Consider the following 16,091-nt stretch of genomic DNA (forward strand, 5'->3'; position numbering starts at 1 on the left):
GTCCTGGACGGCGTCCGGACCGAGACCGTCGACGAGACCGACGCGGTCACGGTCTACAACATCCACGTCCACACCCACCACACGTACTACGTCCTCGCCGGCGACGTCCCCGTCCTCGTCCACAACGCCGCCGGCCACGCCGACCCTGCATCCGCGTTGCGGGGGTGGCGCAGTGAGCGTTTCCAGTTCGGTGCGGAGAGCTTCTCGCTCGACAGGCGCGCGATGAAGCATTTCCTCGTGCGGCATCATCCGACGTACTGGAACGGATCGACGAAGGCCAGTCAATCGTTCTTCGACGCGTCGATGTCCGTCGACGACATCCACCACGCCGTCGGCTCGGTGATGCGACAGAACCGCGACAGACTGATCGAGATCGGCGGAGGGATCGATCAGGTCGAGGGGGTGGTCGACGGCGTGAGTTACGTGGTCGGTGTCACCCGGGGGCGTATAGGTCAGTTCTATCCAGGAGCATTGAAGAGATGACGATCGACATCGTGAGCTTCATCAAGTCCGACGACGGATCGTTCGAGCGCGTCGAGGACGCACACGAGTACCACGGCGACAGCGACTACGTCGAGGGTGCCATCAGCTTCGTGGTCGACGGGGTCGAGCTCTTCGGCTTGGAGCTCTGGGACGACGTGAACTGGCTGTGGCCGCTGCTGGTGCATGCGCTCGACGACTACCGACGGACCGGGTTGGGACAACGGTCCTTTCCGGACCAGCCGATCTACTTCAAGGCGGAGGCCATGTCGTGGAAGGGGCACACCCTGCTCACCGTCACCGATCGTGGCGACCTCAACCGGAGCGCTGCCGTGCCGACCGATGACCTCCTGCGCGAGGTCGCGAAATCCGGGGCTGGGTTCTTTCGGGAGCTCGGTCGGCTCGTGCCGGTGGCTGTCGATGCCGAGGGCTTCGTCGCACCTGTCGAGGAGGCCATCCTGTCGGGCTGGCTCGGCGAGCTGGAGTAAGCGGGCCGGCGAAGACCTACCGAACCAGGAGGCGTCGTTGGCGACCCGGAGTCCGGAGAGACGCCGGTGCCGACAGGTGCTCCGCAGGACTGACTCACCCCGGGGCGTCCAGGGGCGGGCGGTCGAGCTGCCGGTGCTGCCCTGCGCCGTCGGGCGCGGACCCGTACCGCACGGGCGAGGTGACGAACGCGGCGGTCGCAAGCAGCGCGACCGCCGTCCCGACGGCGCACAGCCCGGTGAGCACGGCGGCCGTCCGGCCGCGGAGCACGAGGCGGACGAGCGCCACGACCACGAGACCAGCCACGCCGCCGGCGGTGTTGGCGAGGACGTCGCTGACGTCCGTGCTCCCGACCGCCAGGACGTACTGCGCGGCCTCGAGCGCGGCGCTCGTCAGCGCCACGACGCCCAGCGCACGAGCCCACGTCCACCACCACGCCCGTCGGGGGGCGAGCAGCCCGAGGTACACGCCGAACGGCACGAACACCAGGACGTTCCCCAGCACCTCGGACGGCTTGCTGGGCCCGTTCTGGTCGGTCGCGACGAACGGCACGAGCTTGACGGTCCGCCGCGCGCCCGAGCCGACCCACGGGACGTCGAGCTTCCACAGCACCAGCCACACGAGCAGCACGAGGTACACGCCGAACAGGGCGACGAGCCACGGCCGCGTCCGGGTGTCCGCGCGTCCGCCGACGACGGCGCCCGCGGTCACCGCTGCATCCTCGGGTCCTGCGTCGGGTCCGCGTACATGGTGGGGCAGCCGTCGCGGACGGCGGCGGGCCGCAGCTCGTAGTGCCACGACTCGTTGGCGTAGACCTGGCACAGCCCGTACGCGGCGCCGTGCTGCGCGAGCCAGTCGGTGGCCTTCATGGGCCCGAGGTCGACTGCCTCGCCCTTGACGTGCTCGGACGTGTCGGGTGTCGCGACCCACCGCTCGGCCGCGGCCTTCGAGCCGTACTTCTTCACGGCGTCATCGAGGAGCTCGGCCTGGTCCTCCGCGGACCGCCACCCGCTGTTGACGACGAACCGGATCCCGCGCGCGTCGGCTGCGGCGGTCGCGGCCTTCTGCAGCGCGGCGCGCAGGGCAGGGTCGAGGTGCGTGACGGTCGGGTCGTCGCTGAAGACGGTCACGACGCCGCCGCTCCCGCTGTCGCCCGTGTCCGCGCTCCCGCCGTTCTCGTCGGTCCGCGCGTCCCCCCGCTGTGCCGTGGACGGCTGGGGCGCCTTCTTCGCGGGCGGGGCGACGGCGTCCTTGAGGTGCGCGACGGTCGTCGTGGTGGCCAAGGCGGAGTCGGGGGGCGCGGCGACCGCGTGGTAGGCCGCGACCCCGCCCACCGCGGCCCCGCCGACGGCGCACACGGCGAGGACGGTCAGGCGGCGGTGTCGTCGGCGCGGCGAAGTGATGACGAAAGGCATGCCGCCAGTCAACGAACCGGGGCGTTGCGAGGGCGTAAGCGCTTTTCGATATGCGCGCGATAGGTCCGGACCGGGAGCATGGTGCCCATGCGTGTGCTGATCGTCGAGGACGAGCCCCTGCTGGCCGAGGCCGTCCGCGACGGGCTGCGCCTGGAGGCGATCGCGTCGGACGTCGCGGGCGACGGTGACACCGCGCTCGAGCTGCTGGCGGTCAACGCGTACGACATCGCGGTGCTGGACCGGGACATCCCCGGGCCGTCGGGCGACGAGGTCGCGCGCCGCATCGTGGCGTCGGGGAGCGGGATGCCGATCCTCATGCTCACGGCCGCGGACCGCCTCGACGACAAGGCGTCGGGCTTCGAGCTCGGTGCCGACGACTACCTCACCAAGCCGTTCGAGCTGCGCGAGCTGGTGCTGCGGCTGCGGGCGCTGGACCGGCGCCGGGCGCACCACCGCCCGCCCGTGCTGGAGCTCGCGGGCCTGCGGCTCGACCCGTTCCGCCGGGAGGTCTACCGCGACGGCCGGTACGTCGCGCTGACCCGCAAGCAGTTCGCCGTGCTCGAGGTGCTGGTGGGGGCGGGCGGCGGCGTCGTCAGCTCGGAGGAGCTGCTGGAGCGGGCGTGGGACGAGAACGCCGACCCGTTCACCAACGCCGTCCGCATCACGGTCTCGGCGCTGCGCAAGCGGCTCGGCGAGCCGTGGCTCATCGCGACCGTGCCGGGCGTCGGGTACCGGATCGAGGCTGGCGCGGGCGGCGTGGCGGGGGAGCGGGGGTGAGCGCCCGACGGCGTCCGGGGCTGAGCGTCCGCCTCAAGCTCACGCTCAGCTACGCGGGCTTCCTCATGATCGCGGGCATCGGGCTGATCGCCGTCGTCCTGGTGTTCCTGCTGCGCTACGTGCCGGACCAGGCGGTCGTCGTCCCCTCGAAGCTCGCGCCCGGCGGACGGGGACGCCCGGACCTGTTCATCCCGGGGCGCTCCGACCTGTGGTCGGCCTTCGCGCCCAAGGCCACGCTCATGTTGGCGCTGCTGCTCGTGTTCGGCCTGGTCGGCGGGTGGTTCCTCGCGGGCCGGGTGCTCGCGCCGCTGGCCCGGATCACCGACGCGACGCGCCGCGCGGCCGACGGGTCGCTGTCGTACCGGATCCGGCTCCCGGGCCGCGCCGACGAGTTCCGCGAGCTCGCCGACGGCTTCGACGCGATGCTCGCGCGCCTCGAGGCCCTCGTCGCCGAGCAGCAGCGGTTCGCCGCGAACGCGTCCCACGAGCTGCGCACGCCGCTCGCTATCACCCAGACGCTGCTCGACGTCGCCGCGAACGACCCCGACCGCGACACCGAGGCGCTCCTCGCGCGTCTGCGGGTGGTCAATACCCGGGCGATCGACCTCACCGAGGCGCTGCTGCTGCTCAGCCGGGCCGACCAGGGCGCGTTCGAGCGCGAGCCCGTCGACCTGTCCCTGCTCGCCGAGGACGCGACCGAGACCCTCCTGCCGTTCGCCGAGCGCCGCGGGGTGGAGCTCCTCACGTCCGGCGACGCCGCGCCCACCCTCGGCTCGCCCGCGCTGCTGCTGCAGCTCACGACGAACCTCGTGCACAACGCGATCGTCCACAACCTCCCGGGCGGCGGCACCGTGCGGGTGCGGACCGCGTGGGCGGACCCGGTGAGCGTGAGCCTCACCGTCGAGAACACGGGCGCCGAGCTCGACGCCGACCTCGTGGGCACGCTCACCGAACGGTTCCAGCGGGGGAGCGAGCGCATCCGCACCGACCACGAGGGCGTCGGCCTCGGGCTCGCGATCGTCAAGAGCATCACCCGCGCGCACGGCGGCTCGCTCGCCGTGGCGCCCCGGCCGGGCGGGGGCCTGCGCGTCGTCGTGCACCTGCCGGGCGAGCGCCGGCGCGCCTGACAATCCTGGTGCCTCCGCCGCGCGGCTCGCCTAGCGTGGGGGCCATGCCTCTCACCGACCGGGCCGCCGCGCCGGACCGCCTCGACCTCCCCGAGCTCACCGGAGTCACCTGGCGTCCGCTCGAGCGCGCCGACGCGCCCGCGCTGTACACGCTCGTCGCCGCGGCCGAGGACGCCGACGCCCAGCCCTTCCGGACCTCCCTGCCCGAGCTGGAGGAGGCGTACGACGCCCCCGGCCAGGACCCGGCGACCGACACGATCGCCGCCGTCGACGACGACGGCCGGATCGTCGCGTACGGGGGAGTCGCTGCGCGCCCCGGCGACGAGAGCGTCGTGCGCGTGTTCCTCCACGGCGGCGTCGCCCCGGACCGCCGCGGGCGCGGGCTCGGCCGTGCCGTCGTCGCGTGGATGACCGGCCGCGCCCGCCAGGTCCTCGCCGCGAGCGACCACGACCTGCCCGGCCGGATCCTCACCTACCTCGAGGACGGCGGCCCCGCGGCCGAGCGGCGCCTGTACGAGCGGGCGGGGTTCGCCACCCGCCGCTACTACGCGATGCTCCGCCGCGACCTCGCCGAGCCGATCCCCGTCGTCGACCTTCCCGCGGGCCTCCGCCTCCAGCCCTGGACCCCCGACCTCGACGAGGCCGTCCGCCTCGCGCACAACGACGCGTTCCGCGACCACTGGGGCTCCGAGCCGCAGTCGCCCGAGGTGTGGGCCCACGGACGCACGCTGTTCGCGCCGCAGTGGAGCTCCGTCGTCGTCGACCCCGCACCGGACCCGGCGCTCGCGGACGGCCTCGACGCCGAGACGCGCGCGCACGTCGAGGCGGGCGGGGCGCTCGTCGCCGGGTACCAGCTCGCGGACCGCGCCGAGCAGGACTGGGCCGTGCAGGGCTACACGTCCGGGTACACGGAGACGCTGGGCGTGCGGCGCGCGTACCGGGGGCGGCACATCGCGCCCGCGCTGCTCGCCGCGGGGATGCGTGCGTTCGCGGCCGACGGGATGCAGTACGCCGTGCTCGACGTCGACACCGAGAACCCGACCGGCGCGTACGGGCTGTACTCGAGCCTCGGGTACGCCAAGACCGTCGGATCGAGGATGCTGTCGATCGAGGTCTGACGCGCGCTCCGGCGGCGCTCAGTCCAGGCAGAACTCGTTGCCCTCGACGTCCTGCATGACGAGCGTCGATTCGTTCTCCTCGTCGGCGGGCAGGAGCCGGAACCGGGACGCGCCCAGGGCCTCGAGCCGGGCCCCCTCGGCCTCGAGGGCCGCGAGGCGCTCCGCGCCCACCAGGCCCGTGCCGACGCGCACGTCGAGGTGCACCCGGTTCTTCACGACCTTGCCCTCGGGCACGCGCTGGAAGAACAGCCGCGGACCGGCGCCCGTCGGGTCCTCGCACGCGGCGTCGGCATCGCGCCGCTCGGGGGGCAGCGTGAGCTCGTACTCCTCCCACGACGCGTAGCCGTCGGGCGGGGTCGGGAGCCGGTAGCCGAGAACCTCGCACCAAACGTCGCGACGGTCCACGGGCTCGCGCAGTCGAACGTGACCTGAACCTTCCTGAGCTGTGCCATCGGACCACGGTATCGGCGCGCGCAAGGCCGATCCGCGGACCGCCGGCGGCCAACGGGTAGCCTTCCCCGCACGGCACGACGGCGTGCCGGCGACGACGACCCGGACGAGGAAAGCCCCATGACCCCCGCCCCCGACCAGCACCCCGACGCGCTCCACCCCGACGCGCTCCGCACCGTGACGCCCCAGCCCGGCGTCCGCGCCGTCGGCGCCGCGTTCGCGCGCGTCGTCGTGCCCGGCGGGCTGTACGCGCTCGACCTCGCCGTCCACCTCGTGGCGCTCCTCACCCACGCCGACACCCTCGCTGCCGTCACGCAGGGTCTGCTGATGCCGCTGCTCGCCGTCGTCGTGCTGGCAGCCTCCACGCGCCCCCTCGCGCGCGTGACGCGGTGGGCGCTCGTCGCGCTCGGCCTGTCGTGGCTGGGCGACGTGCTGCCGAACGCGGCGAGCGGCGACGACGCGTTCCTCCTCATGGTCGGCTCCTTCCTGCTCGCCCAGGCCGCGTACGTGACGGCGTTCTGGCCCGACCGGCGCCGCGTCCGTGCGGTGACGGTCGCCTGCTACGCCGTGGCGTTCGGGGTGCTCGTCGCGATCTGCGCGCCCCACGCCGGCAGCATGCTCGCGCCCGTCGTCGTCTACGGGCTGATGCTCACGACCATGGCCGTGCTGTCGTCGGGGCTCGGCCCGGTCGCCGCCCTCGGCGGTGCGGTGTTCTTCGTCTCCGACGGCCTCATCGCGCTCGGTCACTTCGCCGGCCATCCCACCGGCACCGCGGGCGGCGTCGCCGTCATGTCCACGTACGCCGTCGGGCAGGCCCTGCTGGCCGCCGGGGTGCTGCACCGTGCGTCCGCCGACGACGTCCCCGCCGCCCGGGCCACCGGCCCGCGCCGCCTGCGCGCCCGGCCGGGCCCCGTGGTCTCGTAGCGCGGCGGACCGGCCCGTCGTCGGGCGGCACGGCACCGACCGCATCTAGGGTGGCGCCATGCCGACAACGCTGCCCGCGTCGCACGCGGACCTCCTCGACCGCCCCCTGTTCGCCCACCTCGCCACGATCCGCCCCGACGGCTCGCCCCAGTCGAGCGTCATGTGGTTCGCGTGGGACGGCGAGCTCCTCCGCTTCACGCACACCTCGACCCGCCAGAAGTTCAAGAACCTCGAGCACGAGCCCCGCGTCGCCCTCTCGATCGCCGACCCCGACGACGAGTACCGCTTCCTCGAGCTGCGCGGCACCGTCGAGTCCATCACCCCCGACGACGCCGAGGCGTCGTTCTACCACTCCCTCCAGGTCCGCTACGGCAACGAGTACCCCATCCCCGACGCCGACGTCCGCGTCGTCGTGGCCGTGCGGCCCGAGCGCTTCGTCGCCGTGAGCGGCGGGGGCGTCGTCGCGTCCGGGGCGCTCGCGGGCTGAGGCCCGTGCCGACGCCGGGCACCCGCACGGCGATCCTGGTCGAGGGCACGAGCGACCAGGCCGCCGTCGAGGCGCTCGCCGTGCGTCTCGGCCACGACCTCGGGGCCGAGGGCGTCGTCGTCCTGCCGATCGGCGGGGCGCACGCGCTCGCGCGGGAAGCCCGCCGGCTCGGGCCGGCGGGCGCGGGGCTGCGGCTCGTCGGGCTGTGCGACGAGGCGGAGGAGCCCGTGTTCCGGCGCGGGCTCGCGCAGGCCGGCGTCGCGACGCCGTCGGGCCGGGCGGAGCTCGAGGACGCAGGCTTCTTCGTGTGCGTCCGGGACCTCGAGGACGAGCTGCTCCGTGCCGTCGGCGTCGCCGGCGCCGAGCGGCTCCTCGAGGCGCAGGGCGACCTGCGGGCGTTCCGGACGCTCCAGGGGCAGCCGACGTGGCGGGGCCGTGACCCGCTGGCACAGCTGCGGCGCTTCCTGGGGGCCGGGGCGCGGCGCAAGCACCGCTACGGTCGCCTGCTCGCCGAGGCCGTCGACGTCGATCGTGTCCCGCGGCCGCTCGGGGCGCTGCTCGCCCGGCTGTGATTGCGTCAGCCCACGGGTCCGTCGACCGGGGGCACGACGTTGTCGCCGCGCCGACGGTGGCCCATGCGGGCGGCCGCGACGAGGACCCGGACGACCAGACCGAGCAGGACGAGGTCGAGCAGCATCTGGACGGTCACGACGACCTGGCCCAGGTGGTCGTGGGGGGCGATGTCGCCGAACCCGACGGTCGCGAACACGGTCGTCGTGAAGTAGAACGCGCTCACGTGGTCGAGGGGGACGTCGAACCGGGACGGGTCGGCGTGCGACATGGCGAGATAGGCGGACGCGAACGTCGCGAGGAACACCGCGGCGATGGTGCCGAGGGCCTGGACGGCGCGCAGCGCGGGGATCCCGGCGCCGAGGATCCGCCAGACCTCCCAGACGACCAGCACCGCGACGAGCAGCAGGGCCCAGCCCAGCCGGACGGCCGAGCGCGAACCCCCGTCGAGCGGCAGCACGGCGTACGCGGCGAGCGTGATCGCCCACGCCCCGAGGACGTGCAGCACGGTCGCCGTGACGTGGCGGCGCCGTTCCGGGCGCGTCAGGTCGCCCCAGTGCGCGTCACGCCTCATCGTGCCCCTCTCCTCGTCGCCGCGGCGTGTCCTGAGCGTACGAGCGGGGGTCGGGCCGCGCGCGCCCACCGGTCACGTGGGCGGGCCGCTCGGCGGCAGGGGCGGCGAGGGGCGGTTAGCCGACCGCGGCCACGGGGGCGGCGAGCGGCTGGCCGGAGCCGTCGCGGCGCACGTCGGGCGCGGGCAGGTCGAGGGGCTGGCCCCCGGACCCGAGCGCGCGCGCGGGTGCCGCGCCGACCCACGCGAGGATGAGGGCGTCCTCGCCGCGCAGGAAACGCTGCGCGCGGACGCCTCCGGTCGCGCGTCCCTTGCCGGGGTAGAGCTCGAACGGCGTGACCTTCGCGGAGCCGGCCTGCGTGCCCGGCAGGGCGTCGGAGGACCCGGCGACGGTCACGACGACGGCGCCCGCGAGCCCCTCGCTGCTGCCGTCACCGTCGCGCACGTGCGCGGCGACCGTCCCGAAGAACACGACGTCGGCGCCTGCGGCGAGCTTGATGCCGGCCATGCCGCCGCCGGCCCGGCCCTGGGGGCGGACCGACGACGCCCCGAAGTGCAGCAGGGACGCGTCGGACGAGACGAAGACGAGCTCGTCGTCGTCCGAGACGGCCGCGGCGCCCACGACCTCGTCGCCGTCCTTGAGCCCGATGACGTCGAAGACGTCCTTGTTCGGGACGTCGCCGGCCGTGACGCGCTTGACCACGCCGGCCTTGGTGCCGAGCGCGAGGGTCGGGGCGCCCGGGGCGAGCGAGACGAGCGCGAGGACCTTCTCGCCGGACTCGAGCGCCGCGACCTCGCTGACGGGCACCCCGCCCGACAGGCTCGGTGCGCCGTGGCTGGGCGGGAGCGAGGGCAGGTCGAGCACGGACACGCGGACCACGCGGCCGCGGTTCGTCACGGCGCCGACGTCCGCCCGCGCGGTGGCGCCGACCACGGACCGGATGACGTCGTGCGCGTGCCGGGCGCCCTCGCGGGAGGGGGCGGCGTCGTCGGACGTGCGGGCGAGCAGGCCGGTGGCGGACAGCAGGACGTGGCAGGGGGTGTCCGCGACCTCGAGGCTGAGCGCGGGCGCCTTGGCGCCGCGGCCCGTCGCGAGAGCGGGCGCGACGCCGGTGGCCCCGCTGACCCCCGCACCTGCGGAGTCGAGCAGGATGGTGCGACGCGGCGTCCCGTACAGGCGCGCGACCTCGCCCATCTCGTCGCTGACGACGCCGCGCAGGCGCTGCTCGTCGGCGAGGATCGCCTCGAGCTCGTCGATCTCGCGCTTGAGCTCGTCCTGCTCCTTCTCGAGCTCGATCCGGCTGAACTTGGTCAGGCGGCGCAGCTGCAGGTCGAGGATGTAGGTGGCCTGCGCCTCGGACAGGTCGAAGACCTCCATGAGGCGGGTGCGGGCGATCCCGGCGTCCTCGGACGAGCGGATCAGCTCGATGATCTCGTCGATGTCGACGATCGCGAGGAGCAGGCCCTCGACCAGGTGCAGGCGGTCGCGGCGCTTGCCGAGCCGGAACTGGGACCGGCGGCGCACGACGTCGATGCGGTGCCCGACCCACACGGTGAGCAGCTCGCGCAGGCCGAGCGTGCGGGGCTGGCCCTCGACGAGCGTGACGTTGTTGATGCCGAACGAGTCCTCCATGGGCGTGTGCCGGTAGAGCTGCTCGAGGACGGCGTCGGGGTTGAAGCCCGTCTTGACCTCGATCACGAGCCGCAGCCCGTGCTCGCGGTCCGTGAGGTCGGTGATCGCGGAGATGCCCTGCAGCTTCTTGGCCTGGACGCCCTCGCGGACCTTCTCGATCACGCGCTCGGGCCCGACCATGTACGGGAGCTCGGTGACGACGATGCCGCGCTTGCGGGGTGTGAGGGACTCGGTCTTGGCGGTCGCGCGGGTCTTGAACGACCCGCGCCCGGTGCGGTAGGCGTCGCGGATGCCCTCGAGGCCGACGATCTTGCCGCCCGTCGGCAGGTCCGGTCCGGGCACGAACCGCATGAGCGCCTCGAGGTCGGCGTCCGGGTGTGCCACGAGGTGCTGCGCGGCGGCCACGACCTCGACGAGGTTGTGCGGCGCCATGTTCGTGGCCATGCCCACGGCGATGCCCGACGCCCCGTTGACGAGCAGGTTCGGGATCGCCGCGGGCAGCACCTCGGGCTGCATGAGCTTGTTGTCGTAGTTCGGGACGAAGTCGACCTCGTCCTCGTCCAGGCCCGTCGTCATCGCGGTGGCCGGGGGAGCGGGCCGCGCCTCGGTGTACCGGGGGGCGGCGGGGCCGTCGTCGAGCGAGCCGAAGTTCCCGTGCCCGTCCACGAGCGGCAGGCGCAGCGCGAAGCCCTGCGCGAGGCGCACGAGCGCGTCGTAGATCGCGGCGTCGCCGTGCGGGTGGAGCTTGCCCATGACGTCGCCGACGACGCGCGCCGACTTCACGTACGGGCGGTCGGGGCGCAGGCCCATCTCGGACATCTGGAAGAGGATGCGGCGCTGGACCGGCTTGAGGCCGTCGCGCGCGTCGGGCAGGGCCCGGGAGTAGATGACCGAGTACGCGTACTCGAGGTAGGAGCCCTCCATCTCGGCGGAGACGTCGATGTCGACGATGTTCTCCACGTACGGCTCGGAGGGGTCGGGTGCGGCGGCGCGGGAGCCGGAGCGGGACGAACGGGCCATGCGCGCCATTGTCCCGCACGCCGCCCACGCGGCGTGCACGGCCCGCCGGGCGGTCGTCAGTCGCCGGAACCGGCGCCGTCGGGCTCGAGGAGCGCGTCTCGGCAGGCGACGAGGAGCGCGTGGAGGCGGTCGGCGTCGTCCGCGTCGAGCGGGGCGACCATGGCGTCCGCGACGCCGGCGACGGCGGCGCGGGCCCGCCCGACGACGTCCTGCCCGGCCGGGGTGAGGACGGTCGCCCGCTCGCGGCGCGGCCCGGGGTCGGTGGACCGCTCCACGAGGCCGCGCCGCTCGAGGCCCTGGAGGAGGACGTTCATCGACTGGCGCGAGACGAAGGCGCTGCGCGCGAGCTCGGCGGAGGTGGTGCCCCCGGTGTCGGCGAGCGCCTGGAGGCAGGCGTACTGCGGCACGCGCAGCCCGAGGGGGCGCAGCGCGTCGTCCATCCGCTGGTGCAGGACGGTCTGCGTCTGCTTGACGAGGACGCCGAGGCTCTCGGCGGTCGTGCGTCCGTGCGCGGGGGTCATGTCAACAGTTTGACACGCCGGGATCGGCAGTGTCAGTGTGTTGACACTTGATCGTCGAGGAGAGGAACCACCATGCCCACCACCGGACCCGACTTCGTCTCGCTGCAGGTGCGCGACCTCGAGGCGTCGGCCCGCTTCTACGAGGAGGTCGTCGGGCTCGCCCGCGTGCCCGCCCCGAACCCCGGCGCCGCGATCTTCCAGGCCGGGGACGGCGTCGCGTTCGCCGTGCGCGAGCCCTTCCCCGGCGTCGACCTGGACGCCGCCCCGCTGGGGGTCGGGGTGGGGATCTGGTTCCACGCCGACGACGTCCCCGGCCTGCACGTGCGGCTCGTCGACCACGGCGCGCCCGTGGTCCAGGAGCCCGTCGACGGGCCCTTCGGGCTGCAGCTCGCCTTCCAGGACCCCGACGGCTACGTGATCACGGCCCACTCCCGCGCCTGACCGCTCCGTTCGCCGGGTGCGGCGCCTGGTTCGCTGCGTCGTCGTGCGCCCTCGCGGCGGTTCGCTGCGTCGTCGTGCGCCCTCGCGGCGGTTCGCTTCGTCGTCGTGCGCCCTCGCGGCGGTTCGCCGGGTAGCGCGCGGGCGCTACGCGCGGAGCGTGAGGATCTCCGCGCCGTCCTCGGTGATGGCGATCGTGTGCTCGCTGTGGGCGGTCAGGGCGCCCGTGGCGCTGCGCAGCGTCCAGCCGTCGGCGTCCACCGCGAGCTCGTCCGTGTCCGCCATGACCCACGGCTCGAGCGCGAGCAGCAGCCCCGGCCGCAGCACGTAGCCGCGCCCGGGGCGGCCGATGTTCACCACGTGCGGGTCCTGGTGCATCGTCGACCCGACCCCGTGCCCACCGAACTCGGTGTTCACGGGGTAGCCGGCCGCCGTCAGGACGGTGCCGATCGCGTGCGACAGGTCGCCCACGCGCGCCCCGGGCCGGGCGGCCGCGATCCCGGCGGCGAGGGCCTCCTCGGTCGCGCGGATCAGCGCGAGGCTCGCCGGCGGCTGCGTGGGCCCCACGACGAAGCTGACCGCGGAGTCCGCGACGATCCCCCGCAGCGAGACCGCGAGGTCCAGGGTCAGCAGGTCGCCGTCGGCGAGCGCGTAGTCGTGGGGGAGCCCGTGCAGCACCGCGTCGTTCACCGACGTGCAGATGTAGTGCCCGAACGGCCCCCGCCCGAACGACGGCGCGTAGTCGACGTAGCTCGACACCGCCCCGGCGTCCTCGATCATCTCGCGGGTCCACCGGTCGATCTCGAGCAGGTTCGTGCCCACCCGGACGCGGTCGCGCAGCGTGCTCAGGATGCGGCCGACGAGGGCGCCGGTGTCCCTGGCGCGGTCCAGCTCGGTGGTGCTGAGGATCTCGATCATGGCTACCTTCGCTTCCGGGCCGCGACAGGGCGGGCCAATACCTATCCCGGTCATACTATCCCGGGATTAGAATCGGTCCATGGTCCGGCTCCCGCTCACCCCCGCCGAGGTCGACCGCGGCAAGCGCCTCGGCGCCCTCCTGCGCCGCGCCCGCTGCGACCGCCCCATGCTCGACGTGGCGCTCGCGGCCGGCGTCTCCCCGGAGACCCTCCGCAAGATCGAGTCCGGCCGCGTCGCCACCCCCGCCTTCTCCACCGTCGCCGCGATCGCCGCCGTCCTCGACCTCTCCCTCGACACCGTGTGGTCCGAGGTCAGCACGCCCGCCACCCCGGCACGCACGACGCAGGCGTTCTAGGCTGCCCGTGTGAGCGAGCCCGCCGCCCCGCCCTACCCCGAGGAGTGGGAGGCCGACGTCGTCTTGCGCGACGGCACGACCGCGCACGTGCGCCCCATCCGCCCCTCCGACGCCGACGCCCTCCAACGCTTCCACGTCGGCCAGTCCCAGCGGTCCGTGTACTTCCGGTTCTTCGCCGCCATGGAGCGCCTGTCCGACCGCGACCTGCGCCGCTTCACCCACGTCGACCACCACGACCGCGTCGCCCTCATCGCCGTCGCCTCCACGCCCGGCCCCGACACCACCGACGGCGCCACCGACGACGGCGACGCCCCCCTCGGCGAGGAGATCATCGGCGTCGCCCGCTTCGACCGCACCGCCCCCCACGAGGCCGAGGTCGCGTTCAACATCGCCGACGCCCACCAGGGCCGCGGCCTCGGCTCCGTCCTCCTCGAGCACATCGCCGCCGCCGCCCGCGAACGCGGCGTCGAACGCTTCACCGCCGACGTCCTGCCCCAGAACGGCCGCATGCTCGCCGTCTTCCGCGAGGCCGGGTACGACGTCTCCCAGCGCGTCGACGACGGCGTCGTGTCCGTGAGCGTCGACCTCGACCCCACCGAACGCTCCCGCGAGGTCATGGCCGACCGCGAACGCCGCGCCGAGGCCCGCTCCATGCAGACCCTCCTCGACGCCCACGCCGTCCTCGTCGTCACCTCCACCCGGCTCCCCGCCGACGCCGTCGAGCGCCGCTTCGCCGACGCCGTCGTCGACGGGGCGCTCGCGGGCCCGGGGGACGCGACGTTCGACGTCGTCGGGACGGGACGGGAGACGGGGGAGGCGCTGCCGGGGGTCGCGTTCCACGACCGCCTCGAGACCGCCACCGGCCCCTACGACCTCGCCGTCCTCGCGCTCGCTCCCGACGCGGTGCTGGGCGTCGTGCCCGCGTTGGCCCGGCGCGGCGTGCGGGGGCTCGTGGTGCTGTCGGGCGGGTTCGCGGAGCTCGGCCCCGAGGGCCTGTCTCGGCAGCTCGAGCTGGTCCGCCGAGCGCACACCGCGGGGATGCGGGTCATCGGGCCCGCGTCGTACGGGCTGCTGCGCCGCACGACCGGGCACCGGATCGACGTATCGCTCGCGACCGACCCGCCGCCCGACGGCGCCGTCGGCCTGTTCTGCCAGTCCGCGCCCACCGCGGTGACGCTGCTCGCGACCGTGCGTCGTCGCGGGCTCGGGGTCTCGACGTTCCTGTCGGCCGGGAACCGCGCCGACGTGTCGGGCAACGACATGATGCAGTTCTGGTCGGAGGACCCGGCCACCACGGTCGCGTGCCTGTCGCTCGAGTCCATCGGCAACCCGCGCAAGTTCTCGCGGATCGCGCGGCGGCTGGCGTCCGCGAAGCCGGTCGTCGTCGTGGCGGCTGGGCAGTCGGGGCACTTCGCGCCGCCCGGGCACGCGGTGCGCCGCGGGCACGTGCCCCGCCGGGCGCTCGAGGAGATCATGCGGCAGGCCGGCGTGATCCGCGCCGACAACACCCACCAGATGGTCGACCTCGCCCAGCTGCTCGCGCACCAGCCGCTGCCGGCCGGGCGCCGCGTGGGGATCGTCGGGAGCTCGCCGTCGCTCGTGTCCGCGGTCGCCGACGCCGCGGAGGCCGCCGGCCTCGTCGTGGCGGCCCGGGCGTCCGTCGAGCGAGAGGACGCGAGCCCCGACCGGATCCGGGCCGCGCTCGACGTGGTCTTCGCCGACGGCGCGTGCGACGTCGTCGTGGCGGTCAACGTCCCGACGGTCCGCGTCGACCTGCGGTGGCTAGCCGGCGAGCTCACCGCCCGCGCCGCGACGAGCGGCCGGCCCACGCTCGTGAGCGCTGTCGGCTACCACGGCCTCACCGACGCGTTCACGCACACCACGCCCGACGGCGTCGCGCACCGCGTGCCCGCCTACTCCACGCCCGAGGACGCGGTCTGGGCCGCGGCGGCCGTCGCCCGGTACGCCCGGTGGCGCGCCGAGGACCACGGCACGCACGTCGCCTACCCCGACGTCGACCGCGACCGGGCACGGGACCTCGTCGAGGCCGCCGCGCCCGGTCCGCTGCCCGCCGCCGACCTCGCCGAGGTGCTCGCCTGCTACGGCATCACGCTGTGGCCCGCGACCCCCGTGCACGACGCCGACGGCGCCGTGGCCGCGGCTCGCGAGCTCGGCTACCCCGTCGCGCTCAAGGCGACGAGCGAGGCCCTGCGCCACCGCGCCGACCTGGGCGGCGTGCGGCTCGACGTGACGGGCGACGACGAGGTGCGCGCGGGCCTCGAGTCGCTGCGCGCGACGATCCTCGCGGGGCTCGGACCTGGCGTGTTCGCCGACGGGCACCCGCCGTTCGAGGTGCAGCGCATGGCCGAGGCGGGCGTCGCGTGCGTGGTGCGCAGCGGCGAGGACCCGCTGTACGGGCCGGTGGTCTCGTTCGGGCTGTCCGGGGACGCGGTCGACCTGCTCGGCGACGTCGCCTACGGCGTGCCGCCGCTCACGGACGTCGACGTCGCCGCCATGATCCGCCGGGTCCGCGCGGCGCCGCGCCTCTTCGGGTACCGCGGGGCGCCCGGCGTCGACGTGGACGCGCTCGAGGAGCTCGTCGGCCGGGTCTCCGTTCTGGCGGACGACCTGCCCGAGGTCGCGAGCCTCGAGCTGGCTCCCGTCGTCGTCGCGCCGCACGGGCTGGCCGTCCTCGGGGCGCGCGCGACCGTCGCGCCGCCGCGCCGCGTCGACGCGCTGCGCCGCGCCCTGCCGATGCTCTCCGGACCCGCGACGTAGACCCGGCCTACCTCGCGAGGTGC

At 74.6% G+C, this 16,091-nt stretch carries 18 protein-coding genes; 11 read left to right on the plus strand and 7 right to left on the minus strand.

The genetic code is table 11. The annotated features are described in order from the left end of the window. Together ACFT5B_RS16050 and ACFT5B_RS16055 are read left to right on the plus strand one after the other, a co-directional pair. Nucleotides 1-483: hypothetical protein (locus ACFT5B_RS16050; protein WP_386800026.1), on the plus strand; the 483-nt coding region annotated here is incomplete at its 5' end. Then, nucleotides 480-968, plus strand: coding sequence for a hypothetical protein (locus ACFT5B_RS16055; RefSeq protein WP_386800028.1), 489 nt, complete (start codon nucleotides 480-482; stop codon nucleotides 966-968). The genes ACFT5B_RS16050 and ACFT5B_RS16055, both read left to right, overlap by 4 nt. 94 nt (nucleotides 969-1,062) lie before the next feature. Here the strand turns inward: ACFT5B_RS16055 and ACFT5B_RS16060 are convergent, their stop codons facing one another. Beyond that, nucleotides 1,063-1,677 (minus strand): VanZ family protein, encoded by a 615-nt coding sequence (locus tag ACFT5B_RS16060; protein ID WP_386800030.1) that lies wholly within the window; start codon nucleotides 1,675-1,677, stop codon nucleotides 1,063-1,065. Next, nucleotides 1,674-2,381 (minus strand): M15 family metallopeptidase, encoded by a 708-nt coding sequence (locus tag ACFT5B_RS16065; protein WP_386800032.1) that lies wholly within the window; start codon nucleotides 2,379-2,381, stop codon nucleotides 1,674-1,676. The genes ACFT5B_RS16060 and ACFT5B_RS16065 overlap by 4 nt, the downstream gene beginning before the upstream one ends. Nucleotides 2,382-2,468: 87 nt before the next feature. On the opposite strand from ACFT5B_RS16065, the gene ACFT5B_RS16070 reads away from it, so the two are divergent. From ACFT5B_RS16070 to ACFT5B_RS16080, 3 genes are read left to right on the plus strand one after another with little or no spacing between them, the layout of a single operon-like run. Further along, nucleotides 2,469-3,158 carry a response regulator transcription factor gene (locus tag ACFT5B_RS16070; RefSeq protein ID WP_386800034.1) on the plus strand — a complete coding sequence of 230 codons (690 nt, stop codon included), beginning with the start codon at nucleotides 2,469-2,471 and terminating at the stop codon, nucleotides 3,156-3,158. A gap of 20 nt (nucleotides 3,159-3,178) precedes the next feature. After that, a complete protein-coding gene (locus ACFT5B_RS16075) occupies nucleotides 3,179-4,285 on the plus strand; it encodes a sensor histidine kinase (protein WP_386800116.1) in 1,107 nt (368 codons plus the stop codon). 44 nt (nucleotides 4,286-4,329) lie between these two features. Then, nucleotides 4,330-5,403, plus strand: a complete 1,074-nt coding sequence (locus ACFT5B_RS16080; RefSeq protein WP_386800036.1) for a GNAT family N-acetyltransferase — start codon at nucleotides 4,330-4,332, stop codon at nucleotides 5,401-5,403. Between the two features lie 18 nt (nucleotides 5,404-5,421). Here ACFT5B_RS16080 and ACFT5B_RS16085 read toward each other — a convergent pair whose 3' ends face one another. Next, a complete protein-coding gene (locus ACFT5B_RS16085; protein ID WP_386800038.1) occupies nucleotides 5,422-5,808 on the minus strand; it encodes a VOC family protein in 387 nt (128 codons plus the stop codon). Between the two features lie 165 nt (nucleotides 5,809-5,973). Here ACFT5B_RS16085 and ACFT5B_RS16090 point away from each other — a divergent pair, with 165 nt between their 5' ends. Genes ACFT5B_RS16090 through ACFT5B_RS16100 form a run of 3 tightly spaced genes read left to right on the plus strand, consistent with a single transcriptional unit; the run spans nucleotide 5,974 to nucleotide 7,836 of the window. Then, nucleotides 5,974-6,777, plus strand: coding sequence for a lysoplasmalogenase (locus tag ACFT5B_RS16090; protein ID WP_386800040.1), 804 nt, complete (start codon nucleotides 5,974-5,976; stop codon nucleotides 6,775-6,777). A 58-nt stretch (nucleotides 6,778-6,835) separates the two neighbouring features. Further along, nucleotides 6,836-7,264 (plus strand): PPOX class F420-dependent oxidoreductase, encoded by a 429-nt coding sequence (locus tag ACFT5B_RS16095; RefSeq protein WP_386800042.1) that lies wholly within the window; start codon nucleotides 6,836-6,838, stop codon nucleotides 7,262-7,264. A 5-nt stretch (nucleotides 7,265-7,269) separates the two neighbouring features. Beyond that, nucleotides 7,270-7,836, plus strand: coding sequence for a TOPRIM nucleotidyl transferase/hydrolase domain-containing protein (locus tag ACFT5B_RS16100; protein WP_386800044.1), 567 nt, complete (start codon nucleotides 7,270-7,272; stop codon nucleotides 7,834-7,836). 5 nt (nucleotides 7,837-7,841) lie between these two features. Here the strand turns inward: ACFT5B_RS16100 and ACFT5B_RS16105 are convergent, their stop codons facing one another. From ACFT5B_RS16105 to ACFT5B_RS16115, 3 genes are all read right to left on the minus strand, one after another. Next, nucleotides 7,842-8,408 (minus strand): potassium channel family protein, encoded by a 567-nt coding sequence (locus ACFT5B_RS16105; protein WP_386800046.1) that lies wholly within the window; start codon nucleotides 8,406-8,408, stop codon nucleotides 7,842-7,844. A gap of 115 nt (nucleotides 8,409-8,523) precedes the next feature. Next, nucleotides 8,524-11,058, minus strand: a complete 2,535-nt coding sequence (locus ACFT5B_RS16110) for a DNA topoisomerase (ATP-hydrolyzing) subunit A (protein ID WP_386800048.1) — start codon at nucleotides 11,056-11,058, stop codon at nucleotides 8,524-8,526. A 56-nt stretch (nucleotides 11,059-11,114) separates the two neighbouring features. Beyond that, nucleotides 11,115-11,579: a MarR family winged helix-turn-helix transcriptional regulator gene (locus ACFT5B_RS16115; protein ID WP_386800050.1), complete on the minus strand. Its 465-nt coding sequence runs from the start codon at nucleotides 11,577-11,579 to the stop codon at nucleotides 11,115-11,117. Between the two features lie 72 nt (nucleotides 11,580-11,651). Here ACFT5B_RS16115 and ACFT5B_RS16120 point away from each other — a divergent pair, with 72 nt between their 5' ends. Next, entirely contained in the window at nucleotides 11,652-12,020 is a 369-nt protein-coding gene (locus tag ACFT5B_RS16120) for a VOC family protein (RefSeq protein WP_386800052.1), read from the plus strand. Between the two features lie 144 nt (nucleotides 12,021-12,164). On the opposite strand, the gene map is transcribed toward ACFT5B_RS16120, so the two are convergent. Then, nucleotides 12,165-12,935 (minus strand): type I methionyl aminopeptidase, encoded by a 771-nt coding sequence (gene map / locus ACFT5B_RS16125; RefSeq protein ID WP_386800054.1) that lies wholly within the window; start codon nucleotides 12,933-12,935, stop codon nucleotides 12,165-12,167. A 79-nt stretch (nucleotides 12,936-13,014) separates the two neighbouring features. On the opposite strand from map, the gene ACFT5B_RS16130 reads away from it, so the two are divergent. Together ACFT5B_RS16130 and ACFT5B_RS16135 are read left to right on the plus strand one after the other, a co-directional pair. Then, complete coding sequence (locus ACFT5B_RS16130) at nucleotides 13,015-13,290, plus strand: helix-turn-helix domain-containing protein (RefSeq protein ID WP_386800056.1); 276 nt, start codon at nucleotides 13,015-13,017, stop codon at nucleotides 13,288-13,290. A 9-nt stretch (nucleotides 13,291-13,299) separates the two neighbouring features. After that, complete coding sequence (locus tag ACFT5B_RS16135; protein WP_386800058.1) at nucleotides 13,300-16,068, plus strand: GNAT family N-acetyltransferase; 2,769 nt, start codon at nucleotides 13,300-13,302, stop codon at nucleotides 16,066-16,068. Nucleotides 16,069-16,091 lie beyond the last annotated feature (23 nt).

The organism is Luteimicrobium sp. NPDC057192 (assembly GCF_042670205.1).
Taxonomy (GTDB): Bacteria; Actinomycetota; Actinomycetes; order Actinomycetales; family Cellulomonadaceae; genus Luteimicrobium.

What these genes read in the sequence shown, in the direction of transcription:
- ACFT5B_RS16055 (WP_386800028.1), top strand. Translation starts at nt 480, where the DNA reads ATGACGATCGACATCGTGAGCTTCATCAAGTCCGACGACGGATCGTTC.
- ACFT5B_RS16065 (WP_386800032.1), bottom strand. Translation starts at nt 2,381, where the DNA reads ATGCCTTTCGTCATCACTTCGCCGCGCCGACGACACCGCCGCCTGACC.
- ACFT5B_RS16070 (WP_386800034.1), top strand. Translation starts at nt 2,469, where the DNA reads ATGCGTGTGCTGATCGTCGAGGACGAGCCCCTGCTGGCCGAGGCCGTC.
- ACFT5B_RS16080 (WP_386800036.1), top strand. Translation starts at nt 4,330, where the DNA reads ATGCCTCTCACCGACCGGGCCGCCGCGCCGGACCGCCTCGACCTCCCC.
- ACFT5B_RS16090 (WP_386800040.1), top strand. Translation starts at nt 5,974, where the DNA reads ATGACCCCCGCCCCCGACCAGCACCCCGACGCGCTCCACCCCGACGCG.
- ACFT5B_RS16095 (WP_386800042.1), top strand. Translation starts at nt 6,836, where the DNA reads ATGCCGACAACGCTGCCCGCGTCGCACGCGGACCTCCTCGACCGCCCC.
- ACFT5B_RS16105 (WP_386800046.1), bottom strand. Translation starts at nt 8,408, where the DNA reads ATGAGGCGTGACGCGCACTGGGGCGACCTGACGCGCCCGGAACGGCGC.
- ACFT5B_RS16110 (WP_386800048.1), bottom strand. Translation starts at nt 11,058, where the DNA reads ATGGCCCGTTCGTCCCGCTCCGGCTCCCGCGCCGCCGCACCCGACCCC.
- ACFT5B_RS16115 (WP_386800050.1), bottom strand. Translation starts at nt 11,579, where the DNA reads ATGACCCCCGCGCACGGACGCACGACCGCCGAGAGCCTCGGCGTCCTC.
- ACFT5B_RS16120 (WP_386800052.1), top strand. Translation starts at nt 11,652, where the DNA reads ATGCCCACCACCGGACCCGACTTCGTCTCGCTGCAGGTGCGCGACCTC.
- map (WP_386800054.1), bottom strand. Translation starts at nt 12,935, where the DNA reads ATGATCGAGATCCTCAGCACCACCGAGCTGGACCGCGCCAGGGACACC.
- ACFT5B_RS16130 (WP_386800056.1), top strand. Translation starts at nt 13,015, where the DNA reads ATGGTCCGGCTCCCGCTCACCCCCGCCGAGGTCGACCGCGGCAAGCGC.